Source organism: Mangrovibacterium sp. (assembly GCF_041596335.1).
Classification (GTDB): domain Bacteria; phylum Bacteroidota; class Bacteroidia; order Bacteroidales; family Prolixibacteraceae; genus Mangrovibacterium.
Genome location: NZ_JBFHIT010000059.1, coordinates 1 through 18,974, shown reverse-complemented (window position 1 = coordinate 18,974; position 18,974 = coordinate 1). Strand labels below are relative to the sequence as shown.

14 protein-coding genes and 1 pseudogene are annotated in these 18,974 nt (G+C 43.4%); 14 read left to right on the top strand and 1 reads right to left on the bottom strand.

Translation table 11 applies throughout. The features are described 5' to 3' along the window. Positions 1 to 100: 100 nt before the first annotated feature. The 7 genes from pta (at position 101) to bglX (ending at position 9,581) form a co-directional block, all read left to right on the top strand. Positions 101 to 1,108 (top strand): phosphate acetyltransferase, encoded by a 1,008-nt coding sequence (pta, locus tag ABZD21_RS16460; protein ID WP_372776192.1) that lies wholly within the window; start codon positions 101 to 103, stop codon positions 1,106 to 1,108. Between the two features lie 6 nt (positions 1,109 to 1,114). Continuing rightward, positions 1,115 to 2,086 carry a 3-hydroxyacyl-CoA dehydrogenase family protein gene (locus tag ABZD21_RS16455; RefSeq protein ID WP_372776191.1) on the top strand — a complete coding sequence of 324 codons (972 nt, stop codon included), beginning with the start codon at positions 1,115 to 1,117 and terminating at the stop codon, positions 2,084 to 2,086. A 13-nt stretch (positions 2,087 to 2,099) separates the two neighbouring features. Further along, a complete protein-coding gene (locus ABZD21_RS16450) occupies positions 2,100 to 3,311 on the top strand; it encodes an acetate/propionate family kinase (RefSeq protein WP_372776190.1) in 1,212 nt (403 codons plus the stop codon). A 181-nt stretch (positions 3,312 to 3,492) separates the two neighbouring features. Continuing rightward, positions 3,493 to 4,395 carry a phosphate acyltransferase gene (locus tag ABZD21_RS16445; protein ID WP_372776189.1) on the top strand — a complete coding sequence of 301 codons (903 nt, stop codon included), beginning with the start codon at positions 3,493 to 3,495 and terminating at the stop codon, positions 4,393 to 4,395. A 75-nt stretch (positions 4,396 to 4,470) separates the two neighbouring features. Continuing rightward, a complete protein-coding gene (gene buk / locus ABZD21_RS16440; protein WP_372776188.1) occupies positions 4,471 to 5,562 on the top strand; it encodes a butyrate kinase in 1,092 nt (363 codons plus the stop codon). A gap of 104 nt (positions 5,563 to 5,666) precedes the next feature. Beyond that, positions 5,667 to 6,890, top strand: coding sequence for a cation:proton antiporter (locus ABZD21_RS16435; protein ID WP_372776187.1), 1,224 nt, complete (start codon positions 5,667 to 5,669; stop codon positions 6,888 to 6,890). A 417-nt stretch (positions 6,891 to 7,307) separates the two neighbouring features. Next, positions 7,308 to 9,581, top strand: coding sequence for a beta-glucosidase BglX (gene bglX / locus ABZD21_RS16430; RefSeq protein ID WP_372776186.1), 2,274 nt, complete (start codon positions 7,308 to 7,310; stop codon positions 9,579 to 9,581). Between the two features lie 170 nt (positions 9,582 to 9,751). On the opposite strand, the gene ABZD21_RS16425 is transcribed toward bglX, so the two are convergent. After that, complete coding sequence (locus ABZD21_RS16425) at positions 9,752 to 10,570, bottom strand: FRG domain-containing protein (protein ID WP_372776185.1); 819 nt, start codon at positions 10,568 to 10,570, stop codon at positions 9,752 to 9,754. A 166-nt stretch (positions 10,571 to 10,736) separates the two neighbouring features. Between ABZD21_RS16425 and ABZD21_RS16420 the strand changes: the two genes are divergently transcribed. From ABZD21_RS16420 to ABZD21_RS16390, 7 genes and pseudogenes are all read left to right on the top strand, one after another. Next, positions 10,737 to 12,026: a hypothetical protein gene (locus ABZD21_RS16420; protein WP_372776184.1), complete on the top strand. Its 1,290-nt coding sequence runs from the start codon at positions 10,737 to 10,739 to the stop codon at positions 12,024 to 12,026. Positions 12,027 to 12,099: 73 nt separating this feature from the next. Continuing rightward, on the top strand, positions 12,100 to 12,963 hold the full coding sequence (gene lipA, locus ABZD21_RS16415; RefSeq protein WP_372776182.1) for a lipoyl synthase: 864 nt from the start codon (positions 12,100 to 12,102) through the stop codon (positions 12,961 to 12,963). Between the two features lie 12 nt (positions 12,964 to 12,975). Beyond that, the gene (locus tag ABZD21_RS16410; RefSeq protein ID WP_372776180.1) at positions 12,976 to 13,626 is read left to right on the top strand and encodes a ferredoxin--NADP reductase; all 651 of its coding nucleotides are present in this window, start codon (positions 12,976 to 12,978) and stop codon (positions 13,624 to 13,626) included. A gap of 129 nt (positions 13,627 to 13,755) precedes the next feature. Beyond that, entirely contained in the window at positions 13,756 to 14,421 is a 666-nt protein-coding gene (locus ABZD21_RS16405) for a B3/4 domain-containing protein (RefSeq protein ID WP_372776179.1), read from the top strand. Positions 14,422 to 14,424: 3 nt separating this feature from the next. Next, positions 14,425 to 14,976, top strand: coding sequence for a 1-acyl-sn-glycerol-3-phosphate acyltransferase (locus ABZD21_RS16400; RefSeq protein WP_372776178.1), 552 nt, complete (start codon positions 14,425 to 14,427; stop codon positions 14,974 to 14,976). Positions 14,977 to 15,083: 107 nt separating this feature from the next. Further along, the gene (locus ABZD21_RS16395; RefSeq protein ID WP_372776177.1) at positions 15,084 to 15,872 is read left to right on the top strand and encodes an amidohydrolase; all 789 of its coding nucleotides are present in this window, start codon (positions 15,084 to 15,086) and stop codon (positions 15,870 to 15,872) included. Between the two features lie 846 nt (positions 15,873 to 16,718). Further along, a pseudogene (locus tag ABZD21_RS16390) lies at positions 16,719 to 18,974 on the top strand (hypothetical protein); the annotation flags it as partial.

The window sequence follows — 18,974 nt, the reverse complement described above, 5'->3', positions numbered from 1 at the left end:
ACCATCCGGAAGACAAAATTAAATCGATTGCTTGACGGATAAAGACGTTTCATATAGGGGCCCCAAAATTTAGAAAAGGTTAAAAAAAAGCTTTATATAAATGAAACTACTTGAACGTGTCATCAAAAATGCTCAGGAGTACCAAAAGAGAATCGTTCTTCCCGAAGGTTCCGAACCACGTACATTAAGAGCAACCGAAATCATTCTAAAAGAAAGTATTGCACGGATTATTCTACTTGGAAATCCGGGTGAGATTGCAAAAGTTGCTGAGGAAATCGGCGTAAACATTAAAGGAGCGGTTATTGTTGATCCGAAAACCGACAGCCGCCGGTCTGCTTATGCAGACGTAATGGTTGAGATTCGGAAATCAAAAGGATTAACCAAAGAAGCAGCATTGGATATGCTGAATGATCCGCTGGTTTTTGCACCGCTAATGATTAAAAATGGAGACGCCGATGGTGAAATTGCCGGAGCAGTCAATGCCACTGGTGATGTGTTGCGTCCGGCTTTTCAGTTTGTGAAAACACTTCCCGGAGTAAGTGTCGTTTCGGGGGCTTTCCTCATGTTTGTTAACGACCCACATTTCGGGCACGATGGTATTCTTGTGTTCGCCGACTGTGCAGTGATGCCTGATCCGGACGAACGTCAGCTCGCTGAGATTGCTGTTACCACAGCGAAAACGGCGAAGGCAATTGTTGGAATGGAACCACGTATTGCCATGTTGAGCTTTTCAACGAAAGGAAGCGCTGCTCACCCATTGGTTGACAAAGTAGCCAATGCAACCCGCATCGCAAAAGAAATGGACCCATCGCTGAAAATTGATGGTGAAATGCAGTTAGATGCAGCTTTAATGCCTGATGTAGCAAAGTTGAAAGCTCCTGACAGTGAAGTTGCCGGACGAGCCAATGTTTTGGTTTTCCCGGGTCTTGAAGCAGCTAATATTGGATATAAACTGGTTCAGCGGTTAGCAAATGCTGAAGCCATCGGACCGGTTCTTCAAGGAATGGCTGCACCAATCAACGACCTTTCAAGAGGTTGTTCTGTGAGTGATATCGTTAATATGGTTGCTATTACATCGAACCAGGCAGCTGCAGTATTTGAAAAATAAGAAGTTATGCCGAGTGAAGTTATATATGAAGCCATTGAGGAATTTGGCTTAATAAAAAAGGAAAAATCGAAGACCCTTTTCTCAAAAATTGGGATTGTCGGTTGTGGAATTGTTGGACAAAACATTGCCCGCGTTGCCAGTTTCTACGGAATTGAAGTCGTTTTTATTGAAGTTAGCGAAGATAAAATCCGTGAAGCATATCGAAACATAGGCAAAGTACTTGATCAGCGAATCGAGCACTGGGGGTTGACTTCCGGTGAGAAGAGAGCTATTTTGTCCCGTATAAAAGGATCGTTAGACTACAAAGATCTTTCAGGATGCGATTTCGTAATTGAAGCTATTCGCGCTGTTGACCGGGGCGGAAAATTGAAAGAGCGAAAGCAAATCTTTAAGAAAATTGAGGATGTCGTTGATGCGGATTGTATCATTGCTACAAACTCAACAACGATTGTAATCACTGAGTTGTCGTCTGAATTGGCTCATAAAGAGCGTTGCGTGAGTATTCACTTCCTTATCTCGTCTTCTGAAGCCAAAATGGTTGAAGTAGTGAAAGGGTTGTATACATCAGATGAAGCCTATGCCAAGGTATGTAAGTTCGTTCAGTTGATCAACCGCAAGGTTATTCCGGTTGAAGAATCAGCAGGACTTATCGCTGTTCGTATGTTTGTTGTCATTCTGAATGAAGCCTGTGAAATGCTGATGGAAGGAATTTCTACCGTTGAGCACATTGACGAAACCATGCGAATTGGTTTTGGTATGCGCATTGGCCCGTTCGAGTTAGGCGATAAAATGGGATTGGATAAAATTGTTCGGTGGATGGACAATATTTACAACGAGTTCGGTGATGTTCGCTATAAACCATCTCCTTATATCAAACGTTTGGTTCGGGCCAAACAGCTGGGCGAGATAGCCGGAAAAGGTTTCTACAACTACGATGAAGATGGAATCCGGATCAGACCAACAGATCAAAAATGCTAGTAAATCAGAAAAGATGAAGATTTTAGTACTAAACTGCGGAAGTAGTTCAATAAAATACCAACTTTTTAATATGACTGATCGCCACGTAATAGCCAAAGGTGGTATCGAAAAGTTGGGCATGAAAGGGTCGTTCCTAAAACATAAAACGGATGATGACAAAACCATCGTTTTCGAAGGTGAAATATTAGATCATAAAGCCGGAGTTGAGTATGTTCTGGGGATTTTGACCAGCGAAAAATATGGTTGCCTGAAAAGTTTCGATGAAATCGATGCTGTCGGACACCGAGTTGTTCATGGTGGCGAATATTTCAGTTCAAGTGAATTTGTCACCAACGAAGTGATTGAAGCATTGGTGAAATGTACTGATTTGGCGCCCTTGCACAATCCACCCAATATTAAAGGTATTGAGGCCATGGAAGAACTCATTCCTGGTATTCCACAGGTCGGCGTTTTTGATACTGCCTTTCACCAAACCATGGATGCAAAAGCCTATATGTACGGCATTCCTCATGTATTGTATGAGAAATATAAAATCCGTCGTTATGGTTTCCACGGAACAAGCCACCGTTATGTTTCGAAACAGGCATGTGAAGTGTTGGGGAGAGATTATCAATCTGCTCGCATTATCTCTTGTCACCTCGGAAACGGAGCTTCAATTGCTGCCGTTAAAAATGGTAAGTCGATTGATACGACCATGGGATTTACCCCATTGGAAGGATTGATTATGGGAACTCGTTCGGGTGATTTGGACGTGGGGGCTGCTACCTTCATCATGGAAAAAGAAGAAATCGGAATGAAAACTCTGAACACCTTGCTGAATAAGCATAGTGGTATGCTCGGATTGACCGGTATCTCTTCTGATATGCGTGAAATCCACGATGCTTCGGACAACGGGAACGAAAGAGCTCGTGAAGCAATCGAAGTCTATTGCTATAAAATTAAAAAGTACATCGGATCTTATATCGCAGCAATGGGGGGCTTGGATATTCTGCTTTTCACCGGAGGAATTGGTGAGAATGCTGGCTATGTTCGGGAGAAAGTTTGCTCCGACATGGAATTTTTAGGCATTCAGATTGATTCGGCGAAGAACGCAACAATTTTCGGTGACGAAGAAATATTCAGTACCGCTGATTCGAAAGCGACTGTTATGGTTGTTCCAACCGATGAAGAATTGATGATTGCTCTGGATACTGAGAAAATCGTGGCAGAAAAATTGAAAGCATAATCTTGCTTTTTCTTTTAAGCTGAAGATAAAAGCAAAAAGTATAATAATAGTTGAAAATCCGATACTGATCTGTATCGGATTTTTTTTGTTCTATAGCATCCTGCTTCAGATTAAAGTATGATAAACGATAGAACTAAATAGATTAAGAAGTGGTATTTTCACTTTTGTAAAACAGAACGATATGATAACAAGTATTCACGAACTATTTCTTGCTGCGCAAAGTGCGACAAAACGCACAATGGTTTTAGTTAACGGAATCGATGAACACAGCCTGGGAGCGGCATCGAAAGCTGTTGAATTGGGATTGGTTGACGTTCTTGTAACGGGAGATCAAAATCTTGTTCTGGATTGTTGTCGCAAACTTGGAATACCGGCTGATCGGCTTACCACTATTCATGCTAATAACGAAGTGGAGGCGGCCATGCTGGCTCTACAGCAAATTGCGGATAAGAAAGCCGATTGCATCATGAAAGGGTTGATCAGTACCGATAAGTTCATGCGAGCCTTACTCGATAAAAACCTCGGAGTTGTTGGCCCGGAAGGTATCATTAGTCATATCACTGTTGTGGAAAATAAAAACTACAACAAGTTGTTGTTTGTAAGCGATGTGGCCATCATTCCTTATCCGGATGTCAAACAAAAATCGGTCATGATCGGCTATCTGATTCAGGTGGCTAAAAAGTTCGGAATACTGGAACCCAAAGTCGCGTTAATCGCGGCAACTGAGCAGGTTATTCCATCCATAACAGCTTGTGCCGATGCAGCCTTGCTAAGCCAAATGGCGCACCGTGGGCAAATTGTTGGCGGACTTATTGATGGCCCAATGGGACTGGATGTGGCAATAGACGAGGAGTCGGCAAAAATTAAGAAAATTGAAGGTGGCGTTGCCGGAAATGCTGATTGTTTACTTTTTCCTAACATTGATGCCGGGAATGTGTTCTATAAAACAAGCACAAAACTTTGTGAGTCGGAACAAGCAGCTATTGTCGTCGGAGCTAAAGTTCCGGCCGTATTATCTTCCCGGGGCGACAGCGTTCAAACAAAACTAAATTCAATAGCTTTGGCTGTTTTAATGAGCCAATGATTGAGTTTTTCCTTAATACCAAAATCAAGAGATCTCAATTCCTTTTCGGGTTGAGGAATTAAAGTTGACGATTAAATGAGTGAATACCGCATATTAGCCATAAATCCGGGGTCAACCTCCACTAAATTTGCTGTTTACTTCAACGAAGAGTGCGTGTTGAACAAAACCCTTAGACATTCGGTGGACGATCTCTCTGTTTATGCCGACATAATTGAGCAGTTCGGCTACCGGAAAGGGATGATTATAGACGCCTTGGTGGAGGAGGGGATCGATATCGATAAAATCAAATTCATTATTGGGAGAGGTGGCTTAACTTATCCTTTGAAATCAGGAGTTTACAAAGTTGATCAGTTAATGTTAGAGCATGCCAGGGCCGGAATCTATGGAAAGCATGCCAGCAATTTAGGACCGATAATTGCCGATTATATTGCCAATCAGATTCCCGGAGCTCATGCATACATTGCCGACCCCGTGGTGACTGACGAGTTGGATGACATTGCCCGGATTACCGGTCACCCCAAATTTCGGAAACGGTCGATATTTCACGCGTTGAATCAGAAAGCCACAGCCCGGATTCACGCGCGTAAAACCGGAACAAATTATGAAAACCTTCGGTTAATCGTTGTCCATTTAGGCGGAGGTGTTTCAGTTGGTGTGCACCTAAATGGTCGGGTGGTGGATGTTAATAATGCCCTTGATGGCGATGGACCATTTAGCCCGGAACGAAGCGGCGGATTACCCGTTGGGCAATTAATTGACCTGTGTTTTGGTGGCCGGTACTCGAAGGAAGAAATCTATCGGATGGTTGTTGGCGAGGGAGGTTATGTGGCTTATCTGGGAACAAACAATGCGCAAGAGGTGCAACGCAGGGCCGAAGCCGGCGATGAAGACGCAAGATTCATCCAGGAAGCCTTGGCTTATCAGGTAGCGAAGGCAGTCGGCGAAATGTCTGCTGTGCTGGCTGGCGAAGTCGACGCGATTCTATTTACCGGTGGAATAGCCCACAACCAAACGATTGTAGAGCTAATTACAAAACGTATCGGATTTATTGCCCCCATCTTTGTGTACCCCGGTGAGGATGAATTAGAAGCATTAGCATCGAATGCGCTGATGGTTGCTCGTGGCGAACTGACTGCTCAAAAATATGCTCCGCGAATGGATCTTTAAAAGCGGCTGTTTCATACAATTTTATTTTTAGGCGAATTGCCAAGCTTTCATAGAAGATATTGTTATCTTTCAACTGTTAAATACGGATAAAATCCCCATTTTATATGAGTTCATACCTCTTTGTTATCGGTCTTTGCGTTGTCGTAATCATTTCTTTTCTGTTCAATGTAGTAGCCCGAAAAACGAATATTCCCAGTGTGTTAATGCTGATTTTGTTAGGGATGGGAATGCGGCAAATGTTTAATTACTTCGGTATTGAACCGGAGTATTTTAATACCCTCGAAGTACTGGGGATTGTTGGACTGATCATGATTGTGCTGGAAGCTGCCCTTGATCTGGAATTAACGAAGGAGAAGAAGCCAATTATTCTAAAATCATTGCTTATTTCGTTGATCTCGCTGGTAGCGTCCAGCTTGCTGATCGCTTGGTCTATTCAGTTTTTCGTTCAAAATATTGGTTTCTTACCCGCACTTATTTATGCCATTCCTTTTTCAATTATGAGTAGTGCGATTATCATCCCCAGTGTGGGCAACCTGAGTAAGAATAAACGGGAGTTTATGATTTACGAGAGCACATTCTCCGATATCTTTGGGATCATGTTCTTTTACTTCCTCATAGAAAACTTTAACCTTTCCGATGCTGAAACGGTTGCACTTGTTTTGAGTGGGAATATTATATTGACGCTGTCGCTATCGGTAGTTTTGAGCTATATTCTTCTTTTAATCATTCAGAATATTAAATCGCAGGCACGCTTTTTCCTTTTTCTTTCGGTGTTGGTTCTGATGTATGCTGTGGCTAAACTGTTCCACTTGTCGTCACTTCTAATCATCCTTATATTTGGTTTGTTGCTTGGTAATTACAAGGTTTTGTTGTGGGGCAAACTAAAGAATTGGTTAAAGGCCGACGCGATTGATTCACTATTGGGTAATTTTAAAATGATTACGATTGAAACATCGTTCGTAGTACGGACTTTTTTCTTTGTTGTCTTTGGAATCAGTATTTCGTTGGAAAGCTTGACACATCCAAATATTTGGTTTTTGAGCGGGGTTTTGATTGTCATTTTGTACCTCGTTCGCTTGTTCTCTTTTGTGGTTGTCGACCGAAAGGATTATTTCCCTCAAGTATTTCTGGCTCCACGCGGTTTAATCTCCATTTTATTATTTTACGCTATCCCTTCAGAGTTTTTGGTGGATGAGTTTGAAGGCGGAACGCTTTTGTTGGTCATTATGGCCTCAAGTATTATTATGGCAGGCGCGTTGATTGCCGATCGAAAAAGTGCCAGACGAGCAGTATCAACTTTGGCCTCAAAACGGACGGTGGAATCGTGAATCGAATATTTCCGCCTAATGGTTTCCGGTTTTATTAAAGGTTTCGCATCGATGGTCTAGTCAGGATGTAACCACTTGATGTTAATTGAGATTAGTCTGGCTGTTATTGATTGCACACCCTGAGCATTTTTAATTTCATTTGCGTTAGCGTGTTTTGAAAAAGGTGTCAATTATCGGTTTAAAATGAAAAAAAAAGCGCAGCCGTATTTTATTTTTCTCAAAATATTTGTCCAAAAAGCTTAAAAACTTCTTGTTGTCTTCAGTGTTATTGTCTGAATTACAATAATATGGCTTTTCATTCCCTTATTTTGAAATTCCCCTAGTCCTATCGATCTGTTTTATAAGTCGTTTGCTTTTGTTTTTTACTTGAACGCACATGCCTATCTTTGTGTTTATTAAAATCAAATTTATCTGAAAATGTATAAACAATTGCTAGCTATGGGTCTTTTTGCACTCACTGTATTTGGCAGTGTAAACGCCCAAAATAATGAGAAAAGGGTTGAAATAGATCAGAAAGTCGACGAGCTTCTTTCGAAAATGACACTAGAGGAAAAAATTGGTCAGTTGAACCAATATTCGTCAAGCTGGGAAATGACCGGACCTGCTCCTTCAGGGAGTAATGAACAGCAAATGCTGCAAGAGATAAAGAGTGGAATGGTTGGATCCATGTTGAATGTGACTGGTGCCGAGGCGACAATGAATGCTCAAAAACTGGCGGTGGAAAATTCTCGTTTGGGCATCCCCATGATATTCGGCTACGATGTGGTGCATGGCTATAAAACAATGTTTCCTATTCCGTTGGCAACAGCCTCTAGTTGGGATCCTGCTTCAGCTGAATTGAGTGCCCATTTAGCAGCGGTAGAAACGGCCGCTTCAGGCATTCACTGGACCTTTGCACCGATGATTGATATTTCGCGCGATGCTCGCTGGGGACGTGTGATGGAAGGCGCCGGTGAAGATCCGTTTTTAGGAGCAGCAATGGCCGTGGCGCAGGTACGTGGTTATCAGGGCACCGATCTGAACTCTGAAAATACCATTGCCGCTTGTGCCAAGCATTTTGCCGCCTATGGTTTTGCCGAAGCAGGACGTGAATATAATACAGTTGAAATTAGTGAGTACACGCTGCAAAATATGGTATTGCCTCCATTTAAAGCAGCTGTAAATGCAGGTGTAGCATCGTTGATGAATTCATTCAATATCATTGGAGGTGTGCCTTCAACTTCGAATAACTATTTACTGCGTGAACTGTTGAAAGGCGCGTGGGGTTTTGAAGGCTTTGTGGTGTCGGACTGGAACTCGATTGGCGAAATTCATGAGCACGGTGCAGCGCCCGATCTTAAAGAGGCTGCCTACCTGGCTTTGAAAGCCGGTGCCGATTTGGACATGGCGGCCAAAGCCTATTTAGGTTATTTGAAAGAACTTGTTGAGGAGGGCCGTTTGGATGTGAAATTAGTAGATGATGCTGTTCGCCGCGTATTGCGCATTAAATATGAATTGGGACTGTTCGATGATCCCTACAGGTACAGCAAACTGGACGAGGATGGCTTGGTGTTGAATGACGAACATTTGAAAGCTGCTCGTGAAATTGCAAAGAAAAGTATCGTCTTATTGAAAAATGAAGGCCAATTGCTACCACTGAAAAAGCAAGGACAAACGATTGCTGTAATCGGTGATTTAGCCGACGACAAAGATACTCCGCTAGGGAGCTGGCGTGCGCAGGCAATAACCGGTTCAGCAGTTTCGCTATTGGAAGGAATGGAAAATGCGGTAACCGACAAAGGTTCGGTGCGGTTTGAACAAGGCCCGGTGTACGTTTCAAACACGCCTAGTTTTACGCAGCATCTTGAGTTTAATGAAACAGATCCGTCGGGTATTGACGACGCTGTAAAATTAGCAAAGGAAACGGATGTTGTGGTTTTGGCTTTAGGTGAAAATTGTTTTCAATCCGGCGAAGGACGCAGCCAAAAAGACATTACGTTGAAAGGCTTTCAACAGGAATTACTTGAAGCCGTTTGTGCCGTGAATAAAAATGTTGTTGTTGTACTAATGAACGGTCGCCCATTGGCGATTAATTGGATGGCCGAGCACGTTCCTTCAATTGTTGAAGCATGGCACTTGGGCTCTGAAGCCGGAAACGCGATAGCCGACGTTTTGTTTGGCGACTATAACCCTGCCGGGAAATTGCCGGTATCATTCCCTCGTTCGGTTGGTCAGGTACCGATTTATTATAACCATTTCAGTACAGGCCGTTCGGAAAAAACCGAAAACGTATTTTGGTCGCACTACACAGATGAGTCGAACGATCCGTTGTTCCCATTTGGCTACGGTTTAAGTTATACCACTTTTGAGTATTCGGAACTCACACTGAGTGAAAGCGAAATTACAGCCGACCAAAAACTGAAAGTGAGTGTGGTGGTGAAAAACACGGGCAAGGTAAACGGAGAAGAAGTTGTTCAGTTGTATGTGCGCGATCTTTATGGCAGTATCGCCCGCCCGGTGAAAGAGTTGAAAGGGTTTGAAAAAATTTTCCTGAAAGCCGGTGAAAGCAAAATGGTTGAGTTTGAACTGGAAGCTTCTGACTTAGCTTTCTATGGTGCCGACAAAACATGGAAAGCCGAAGCCGGAGACTTCCACCTGTGGGTTGGCACAAACTCGCAAAGCGGTTTAAAAGGTGAATTTAAATTGAAATAAGCTCGTTGATAGATTGAGTCGATGACTTAAAGTCACCCGCTCAATAGCAGAAATATACAAAAGCCGGTGAAAGCCGGCTTTTGTAGGTTTAATATATTTCGTTTGAGTAAGTAAATTTTACCTGACAGTTCGAAAAATACAAGTCTTCAGAGCAACTTGCATTGGCTGTTTTACACCAAATCCGATGCCGGTTTATAGTGTCGTTTCAGCCAGTGCGCCAGTCCGTCGAGACCCGGGAAAAGTACCCGCTCGGTAATATTCGCCTGATCGAGTTTGTCGCGCACTTCCCATTTCAGCTCTTTGGGAATAATGAGCCGACGGTACAAATCGGGATGTTGGATCAACCATTCATCCAGAATCGCTGTTGGATTCGACATCACCGAGAAAAAAGCAAACTGGTTCACGATGCGCTCATCCAATGATGGAGGCTCAAAAAATGCCACCTGATCTTTGCCCATCACCGGATCAAAGTCCGACAGCGACCGAATGTTTTCTTCCAGCATTTCAACTGTAAAGGCATTACATTTTTCTTCCAGCAGTTTTTTGTTCAGCGGTTCACTTATTAGCTTGTTTGCTTTCACAAAATCAACTTTCCAGATCACACCATCCAAATCGTATTTCTCAGTATTTACGGTGGCAAAATGCATGGCAATAAAGGGCGAATAAGTCCAGTCGAGCAGGCGGGTGGGGAGCCCATGGTGTTGAGCCATTACCAGCGCGCGCCAAAATGAGCCGGATAGCTGAACTTCTTTCGATATGGAATATTTTCGAAAATTCCGCAGCAAGTGGTATTCCAATTCAGGGCGAGAGCCACAATTCCGAAGGAAACTGTTTTTTAGTTCGTAAGAGCCATCAGATAACCCCCGGAATGCGTAGTCCGACCGATAACGCCCCATGCCCGGTTTCCATGATTCAAGATACACTTCCTCGCACAGTTCTTCCCAACTGTTCACCACATAGTCGTTCTGATAAATTGCTTTGTTTTCCATCTCCTAGATTGATGTTGACTGTTATATTACATTGATTGTCTGGGATAAAATAATCTGAGGAAAGTTAAAAAAAATCGATGAGCCGACTGCTGAAAAGCTCATGAATTTACCTTTACTTTTAATCGGAAAACTTAACTTAGAGCTCGAATTCCGAACCTAAACAACTATGAAACTGCGACGTTGGCAAACTTTCCTTCTTATTTTTCTGGTCGTTTGCCGGGCAATGGCGCAGGTGCCGGAATCGCAAAATTCATTGTTGGAAGTTCCCATCTATTTTTCAGGTATTAATCCGGAGCATGCAATCGGATTGTTTTCGCTCGATCTTCCGTTTTTCTTTCCCGTTGCCGGAAGCCCCAAAAGTAAGTTAGCTGTATCGTACACAATGGCCAATACCTGGCATCCGAAAGCTTGGGTTTACTATCCTCAGAATTTAACGAACGACCAACAGGCGCTCAACCGCCAGTTATACATAACCTGGCGACCGACATATTTTGAAGCTATTGATGCAAAATCGACCGTGAAATCCTACCAGTCGGATGGTGTGCTACAACACTTCCGGGTGGCATGGCTTCGTCAGTGGAACAAAAAAAACAGCTTCATCTTAAATCTGAATGCGCACTTGCTTAGTGGCGGTTCGTCGCCGCTACATTATTTTGTGAGCGATCGGTTTATCGAGTCGTTTCATTCCCGGTTTGCTGTTGAAGATAATTACGGGCGAAAGCTTTTTCCATACAATCGGGCGGCCATTCAGTTTACCGATGAAGATGGCAATACCTACCGCAAGGAAAAAGGTGATTTCTATACCAGTGTTATTGACATGCATTATTACAGGGAGCTGCTGAACTCTGCTTCTGCTTATTCGCGGGTGCAGTTCATTGGCGGTCTTCATCTGTCGGTTCCGGTCAACAACTTGCATCGGTTCTTGGTTCCCGGAGTTTCTGCCGGTTTCAGACTCGATAGATTAACCAATGCTTTAACATCGGTGACCCTCGCCATTGATGCCGGGTTAACCAATCAAACGTTTCTGGAAATTGGCGGCGGAGTAAAAGCGATCGACCGGACGTTTCGTGAATCTTTGAAGCTATACCTTGGAGCAAATTTTGCGGTTGGAAAGAAAGGAACCCTGAAATTTGGACTGCTAAATAATTTTCAGGGAGCTTTAATGAAAGGCAGTAACAACGATTGGGGGCAGGTCGATTATCCGGAAATTGGTATTCGCTTTCTAAAACAGGGGGATGTTTGGGAAGGTGAAGAAATTACTCAGGAGTTTTGGTTGGCCAGAACCACTCCCGCTTCGCTCTACTATTATTCGTACAAGGCGTTTGTAGTTATTGGTTGGCAACGGAACTCACGGCAATTCAACTTTTATGTGGGCGAAGATCTTTTCTTTATTAATAATGCGCCCGATTTTCAACTTGGTTTCGAATATGTGCTCCCCCTTTCCGGATCAAAATAACCCGGACGTTTAGGTCTTTATTTAGTGAACAACACGACGGCTTTTGTGTTTAGAGGTCAAAACTTATTTTGAAATGACTGATAGCACAAATACGCGGGAACGCTTACCCCGATGGATGAAATCGCAGCTGCCAAGCGGCGAAAACTATTCGAAAGTTAAACGATTGATTGCAGACCACAAGCTGAATACGATATGCACCAGCGGCAATTGTCCGAACAAGGGTGAATGCTGGAATGCCGGAACAGCCAGTTTTATGATTCTGGGTGATAAATGTACCCGCAATTGCCGGTTTTGCTATGTGCAGAATTTAATCCCCGATCCGGTTGACTGGGACGAGCCACGCCGATTGGCCGAGACAATCCGAACGCTGGACTTGAAACATTGTGTGATCACATCTGTTGATCGTGACGATCTACCCGACGGTGGCGCCCGTTTTTGGGCCGAAACAATTCGTCAGGTGAAAAAGCTGAATCCGAGTACGACCATGGAGACTTTGATTCCCGATTTTCATGCCAAAAAGGAACTGGTGCAAAAGGTAATTGATGCCCGTCCGGAAGTAATTTCGCACAACCTGGAGACGGTAAAGCGACTGACTCCGAAAATCCGAAGTACTGCCCGGTACGACCGCAGCCTGAAAGTGATTTCGTATATCGCCGAAGCTGGTATTGTAGCCAAATCGGGTATCATGCTTGGTTTGGGCGAAACACCCGAAGAAGTGTTGGAAGCCATGGACGATTTGAAAGCAGCCGGCTGTAAAGTTCTCACCCTGGGGCAATATTTGCAACCCGATGAACATTTAATGAAGGTGGTGGAATACATCACACCCGAACAATTCGAGAGCTACCGAAAAGAAGCCTACAAACGCGGATTTCGCTATGTGGAAAGCAGTCCGCTTGTACGGTCATCGTATCATGCCGAAAAGCACGTCAATGCATAAATCGAACAACCTATGAATAAATCAATACACCAGTTAATTGAGGTTGAGAAGCTCACTCCCGAAACCTTTGTCCTGCATTTCGATCGGGCAGGTTTTAATTTTACTCCCGGCCAGTATGTTGTTTTGCGCAACCCGGCAACAGGCGAGGGGAGAGAATATTCTATTTACAGTTCTGACAAAGAAGAGCGGCTTTCATTTTTGATTCGGGAGGTTGAAACGGGTGAGTTTTCGCGTTATTTGCGGCACTTGAAACCCGGGTCTGAGGTTCAGGTTGAAGGGCCCCGGGGCTTTTTTGTGCTGGACGATCAGGTAAAAAATGGCCATCCGACTTTGTTTATTGCTACTGGGACAGGTATTTCGCCATTTCACTCATTTGTTCGCAGTTACCCTAGTTTGAATTACAAATTATTGCACGGTGTTCATTTTGCCGACGAGGCCTATGGGCGCGATTCATTCAAACCATACCGCTACTTCCTATGTACATCTCGCGAAGAAAGTGACCATTATTTTGGTCGGGTTACCTTCTACCTGAAAGAAAATCGGGTAGAAAAAGATACGATTTGCTATCTCTGTGGAAATTCAGATATGATTGAAGAGGTTACAACAATTCTGGAACAATATGGCGTAAGTGCAGAGAATATTCGTACCGAAGTATTCTTTTAGCATTGCAACTGCGCACATTCCATCGTTAACGATGTTCATTTTAGGCAACAAAATAGCTGCTAAAAGCGGCTATTTTTTATTTTTGCCACTCCAAACCGCGTGTTCGGTTTTTAAAACCCATAATTTACGATGAAGCAGATTCGAATTGAAACAGACTTGGCCGATCGGTGCCCGGATATTTATCTTTCGTGTATTGAATGTAATGTGCGGGTAAAATCGTACCGCGAGGATCTGTGGACGCTAATTGAAGCAAAGTGCAAGGACATAACCCGCAATCTGGAACTCGAAAATATTCGCCATATTTCAACGATTGCCGCTTCGCGCGAAGCCTACAAAGCCTGCGGAAAAGATCCGGCGAGATATCGTCTTTCTGCCGAAGCCTTGCTCCGGAGGGTTGTGAGCGGAAAAGGCCTTTACCAAATTAATAATGTTGTTGACGCGCTCAACTTGGTGTCTATAAGTTCAGGCTTATCAATTGGTGGTTACGATGCCGATAAAATCGTAGGGAACATTCGAATGGGTATAGGAAAAGCCGACGAAGCCTATGAGGGCTTGGGACGCGGGGCACTGAATATTGAAGGGATGCCTGTTTTTCGCGATCAGCTTGGTGCTTTTGGAACGCCAACTTCCGATTCGGAACGCACCGGCGTAAGTTTGGATACCCGACGGTTCTTAATGGTCATCGTATCTTACCAAGGAGTGCCTGTTTTGTACGAGGCAAGTCAGCTCGCGGTTAAACTGTTGAGTGATTATGCTTCTGCAAGCCATCTCGAAACCTATCAAATCTCAATTTAACAGATGAAAGCTATTTGTTGTTTTCTGCTGAAAATACTTGGTTGGAAAGCTGTTAATGGCGTTATGCCCCATAAAAAGGCAATTATCATCGGGGTTCCGCATACCAGTGCGTGGGATTTTGTAATTTCGTATCTGTACTACACTTCGGTTGGTGGAGTCGCTCATGTGTTCATTAAAAAGGAATTCTTCTTTTGGCCGGTTGGAGCGTTGTTGCGGAGGGCAGGAGGCATTGCTGTCGACCGCACCAAAGGAACGACAGTTGTGAAACAAATTATTGCCGAAATGAATAGCCGTGACACCATTCATTTGGCCATTACACCTGAAGGAACGCGGGAATTGACCACCCATTGGAAAGCCGGTTTTCATACAATCGCCAAAGCCACCGGAGCGGTTGTTTATCTGGGATTTTTCGATTTTGGTAAAAAAGAAGTTGGTTGGATCGATACGCTGGAATTAACAGATGATGCACAAGAGGATATCCGACGAATGAAAGACTACTATCGGAAGCGGAATTTGGTGGGAAAGTATCCTGAAAAATTCTCGTTGGCTGATTAACTTTGTCGTGGAAAAGAGCGAACGCACACCGAACACACGCCGAACACACACCGAACACACACCGAACGCACACCGAACACAGTCAGACATTAAGAATATTAAAAAGCATGGTCGTTGAAGACAAAATATTGAATCTATCCTTACTTCAGGCCGACCTGGTTTGGGAGGATGTGAGAGCGAATCTGGCATCTTTTGAAAAGCTGTTTGGTGAACTTCCATCAGGTTGCGACTTGGTTGTTCTTCCCGAGATGTTTTCTTCCGGTTTTTCCATGAAGGTTGATCGGATTGCCGAATCGATGGATGGAAATACAATCTGTTGGATGAAAAAGCAAGCCAAATCATTGAATGCTGTTCTTTCCGGTAGCCTGATGATTGCGGACGATGGTCGTTTATACAACCGCTTTGTTTTTGTTTATCCGGACGGATTGATTGAACATTACGACAAACGGCATTTGTTCTCAATGGGGCAGGAAAATCTTCATTTTTCTCCCGGAGAACAACGGAAAGTGATTTCAATTAAAGGATTTAAGGTTTTACCACAGGTATGCTATGACTTGCGGTTCCCGGTTTTCGCCCGAAACCGGAATGACTATGATTTATTGTTGAATTGCGCCAATTGGCCAGCTCCCCGAAAAGAGGTTTGGCAGTGTTTGCTAAAGGCTCGTGCTATCGAAAATCAGGCGTTTGTTGCCGGAGTCAATCGGGTAGGAACCGATGGGAATGGCATTCGTTATTCAGGCGATAGTGTAATTTACGATGCACGAGGTTCAGTTTTGGCAGCTGCCGACCATTCAAGGACTATTCTCACCACCACTTTATCTTTGGTGTCACTTCAGAAATTTAGAGAACGATTTCCTGTATTGCCAGATGCGGACGATTTCGATCTAAAACGATAACCGAACCGCGACTTATTTCACTTATTTTTTTTTGAGGAATTCGGCAACCCGTTTCAAGACGTGGGAGGGCTACTGCCGTGGTACTTTCTAATCATCAGTACAGCGATTGATATTGTTGGCATATGTCAGGAATTTGACGTTTCAGGAAAATATTTTGGATGTAAAAATGACAAATCCGACTGTTTTTAACGAGAGATTGTTAATAAATGCTAATAGTTTGCTTTCTCATTTCCCTCATTTGCTATCTCATATCATCTACTCGTCCAATGCAGGGGGGCTCTTCGCAGCTGTCTATTGATCGGAATAGGGTGATTGCCGTAACTTGATTACACGAATTTCAACATAACATATGTTGAATATATTCTAGAAAGCGATACGTGGGGAAAAAAGCGAAGCGGTGTGCTTGAAAATTACCGTAAAACAGACTAAACGAAATTATGATTAAAAATTCTACATGGATTTTTGATTGGGGTGGATTGTTATGTTTTGTAAAAACTGGTGAGCAACTTTGGTCCAGCGTAACTTCAGTACATTTCCTATTTCAACCCGATTTCAGTTATTCAACGGAATCGATCTTCATTTTTTCGTCAAGACTTCTTCGTCCCCGAGTACGGACAAATCTGGATGCTTCTTATTCAATGAAGTATAAATTGACATACAGAACGAAATATATCGTCAACAAACCAGATACAATAATTCAGACGAGTGGTTCCTTTTTGCGCAATCTTGCCAGGAGGGGGAAGCTCAATCTGACTCTGAACTGAGATTTTATTAGGTGCAAGGTTGAATAGCCGGGTGGTTAAATTCAATTACGCCAATTTTTTTGATACGGAAAATGTTAGACTCATGAAAACGAATATTTACCTCCTGTTGTTAAAGTGCCTGAGAGCGATTGCGGTAGTTGTTTTGCTTCTCTTTTCGAGTTTTGAGGTGTATGCAGATGAGGACTTGAAAATCAGAATAACAGGTTCGACTGTAGCAGATCCGGGAGACACGCTAAAATATACAGTCTTGTTTTACAATGCGGGAACTACTCCGGCAACAAATGTCGTTGTCGAAGTTTCACTTCCCTCCGCGAATCAATATACATTTGTTGAAGCAGACAACGGAGTAACCGTTTCCGGAGATAAGCTCACCTGGGATTCGGGGACGCTTGGCTATTTATCAAGTTTAGGAGCGGGAGCCCATGTTGTGTCTTTTAGCCTCATTGCAGGTAAACAATCAGTTACTGAGTCACCGGGCTATTATATGCCAATTGTTGGGAGTAATAGTCTGACTGTTTCTGCGTCAATCAGTAGTACTGATACAACAACCCCGGTGGTTACGGATCCGAACATTATTACATCAGTGGAAGAACTGATTGAAGTCGAGTTAATCGAAGATTTCGATGGAATCATAAAGTCGGCAACGGGAACTATCGTTGTCTATCAGTTTCAAGTGTTAAACGCAGGAAATGTCTATGATAAATACACGTTAGATGTTGTAAATCATGCCTGCTTAGGACATGAATCTAACTTTGGCAAACTAACTGCTAAATTTCTGAGTGTTAGTGGAAATGCAATGTCCAAAACCGATTGGCTAAAGCCTGGAGAAGCCATGATTATTCTGTTGGAATTGAAGGCTCCTGCCGGTTCAACTCCCAATGATTGGAGTTGTCATGATATTACCGTAACATCAACAATTGCCCCCGGGACAACAGATGTCGTTTATACGACGAGTTATGTTGATGGGAGCCCTAAAAATCCGCTTATAAATCTGTCAGTATTAGACGACCAAGATCCTGTCCAAAGTGGCGATACCTTGACATATACCATTTTCGCGTACAACGCGAACGATAAATATACGGCGGACAACTTTATCATAACGAATACATTAGATTCAGATGTTTCACTCCTATCTACAACTGTTGCTCCAACTAGTCAGTCGGGGCAAACATTAGTATGGAATTTAGGCGAATTGGGCTATGGGTTAAGTGAAGCTAAAACGATAGAGGTAAAGGTGTTGGTAAACGATCTTTCCAGCTTTGTTTGCGATGGCAGTCTCCAGAACACGTTGTATGCGACATATGGCGAAGATTCTGACAGTCGCTACCCGGAAACAGGGTTTATTACAACACCCACCGCTGTAGAAAATAAGCCGGATCTGACGATCGATAAAACGAGCAGTGTCGATGTTGCCAGCTTTGGAGACCTAATAACCTACACACTATCGTATCGAAATATTGGAACATGCGTAGCCACCAATATCGATATTTTGGATGTTTATGATGCAACCCATGCAGATGTTGGAACAATCAATAATGGCGGAACTGAAAGTTCCGGAGAGATTTCCTGGAACTTAGGTAGTTTGAATCCGGGAGAGTCCGGTTCAGTGAGCTATACATTAGCTGTTAAAGCAGCTGCTTCATTTAACCCGGGAACGACTCCTATTTATAATCTAGCCATAATTGGTTGTGACGAAGTAGAATCAAAAAATCAGAATAACTATAGTACCTCTATGGTATTTGTTTTTAAGTTGCCGAATTTAAGTGTAACAAAGTCAATCTCTGGTGATCCTGCTACTTTAGCACCCAATAGTCCTTATACTTACAGTATTGTTGTCGAAAATAAAGGGGTGACGACTCAGGATGATGTTGAGTTAGTTGATTACTTGCCGGCAGAATTAACCTATAGCTCGTCAACAGATGGAGGTTCAGAGAGCTCAGGAATGGTCACCTGGAATTTGGGTTCATTAGCTTCAGGGGCGACCAAAACTGTTGAACTTGTCGCTACGGTAGGTGATTGTTCGTTAATTGGTAGCAATGTTGTAAACAACGTATCGGTAAGTGGATATTATAACGATTCCGATGAAACTGATAATACGTTCGAATTAAGTAAGGTTGTTTTAGACAATGTCGCTCCCACGGCAGTCTGTCAGGATATCACCGTTCAGCTGGATGGCAGTGGAAACGGCTCGACAACCGCTGCCGCTATTGACAACGGCTCAAGCGATAATTGCGGGATTGCCAGTCTTGCATTGGATCAAACCACCTTCGATTGCACAAACATCGGAGCCAACACCGTAACCTTGACTGTTACCGATGATAATGGAAATTCATCGACC

Coding starts and splice junctions, on each gene's coding strand:
- pta (WP_372776192.1), top strand. CDS start 101: ATGAAACTACTTGAACGTGTCATCAAAAATGCTCAGGAGTACCAAAAG.
- ABZD21_RS16455 (WP_372776191.1), top strand. CDS start 1,115: ATGCCGAGTGAAGTTATATATGAAGCCATTGAGGAATTTGGCTTAATA.
- ABZD21_RS16450 (WP_372776190.1), top strand. CDS start 2,100: ATGAAGATTTTAGTACTAAACTGCGGAAGTAGTTCAATAAAATACCAA.
- ABZD21_RS16445 (WP_372776189.1), top strand. CDS start 3,493: ATGATAACAAGTATTCACGAACTATTTCTTGCTGCGCAAAGTGCGACA.
- buk (WP_372776188.1), top strand. CDS start 4,471: ATGAGTGAATACCGCATATTAGCCATAAATCCGGGGTCAACCTCCACT.
- ABZD21_RS16435 (WP_372776187.1), top strand. CDS start 5,667: ATGAGTTCATACCTCTTTGTTATCGGTCTTTGCGTTGTCGTAATCATT.
- bglX (WP_372776186.1), top strand. CDS start 7,308: ATGTATAAACAATTGCTAGCTATGGGTCTTTTTGCACTCACTGTATTT.
- ABZD21_RS16425 (WP_372776185.1), bottom strand. CDS start 10,570: ATGGAAAACAAAGCAATTTATCAGAACGACTATGTGGTGAACAGTTGG.
- ABZD21_RS16420 (WP_372776184.1), top strand. CDS start 10,737: ATGAAACTGCGACGTTGGCAAACTTTCCTTCTTATTTTTCTGGTCGTT.
- lipA (WP_372776182.1), top strand. CDS start 12,100: ATGACTGATAGCACAAATACGCGGGAACGCTTACCCCGATGGATGAAA.
- ABZD21_RS16410 (WP_372776180.1), top strand. CDS start 12,976: ATGAATAAATCAATACACCAGTTAATTGAGGTTGAGAAGCTCACTCCC.
- ABZD21_RS16405 (WP_372776179.1), top strand. CDS start 13,756: ATGAAGCAGATTCGAATTGAAACAGACTTGGCCGATCGGTGCCCGGAT.
- ABZD21_RS16400 (WP_372776178.1), top strand. CDS start 14,425: ATGAAAGCTATTTGTTGTTTTCTGCTGAAAATACTTGGTTGGAAAGCT.
- ABZD21_RS16395 (WP_372776177.1), top strand. CDS start 15,084: ATGGTCGTTGAAGACAAAATATTGAATCTATCCTTACTTCAGGCCGAC.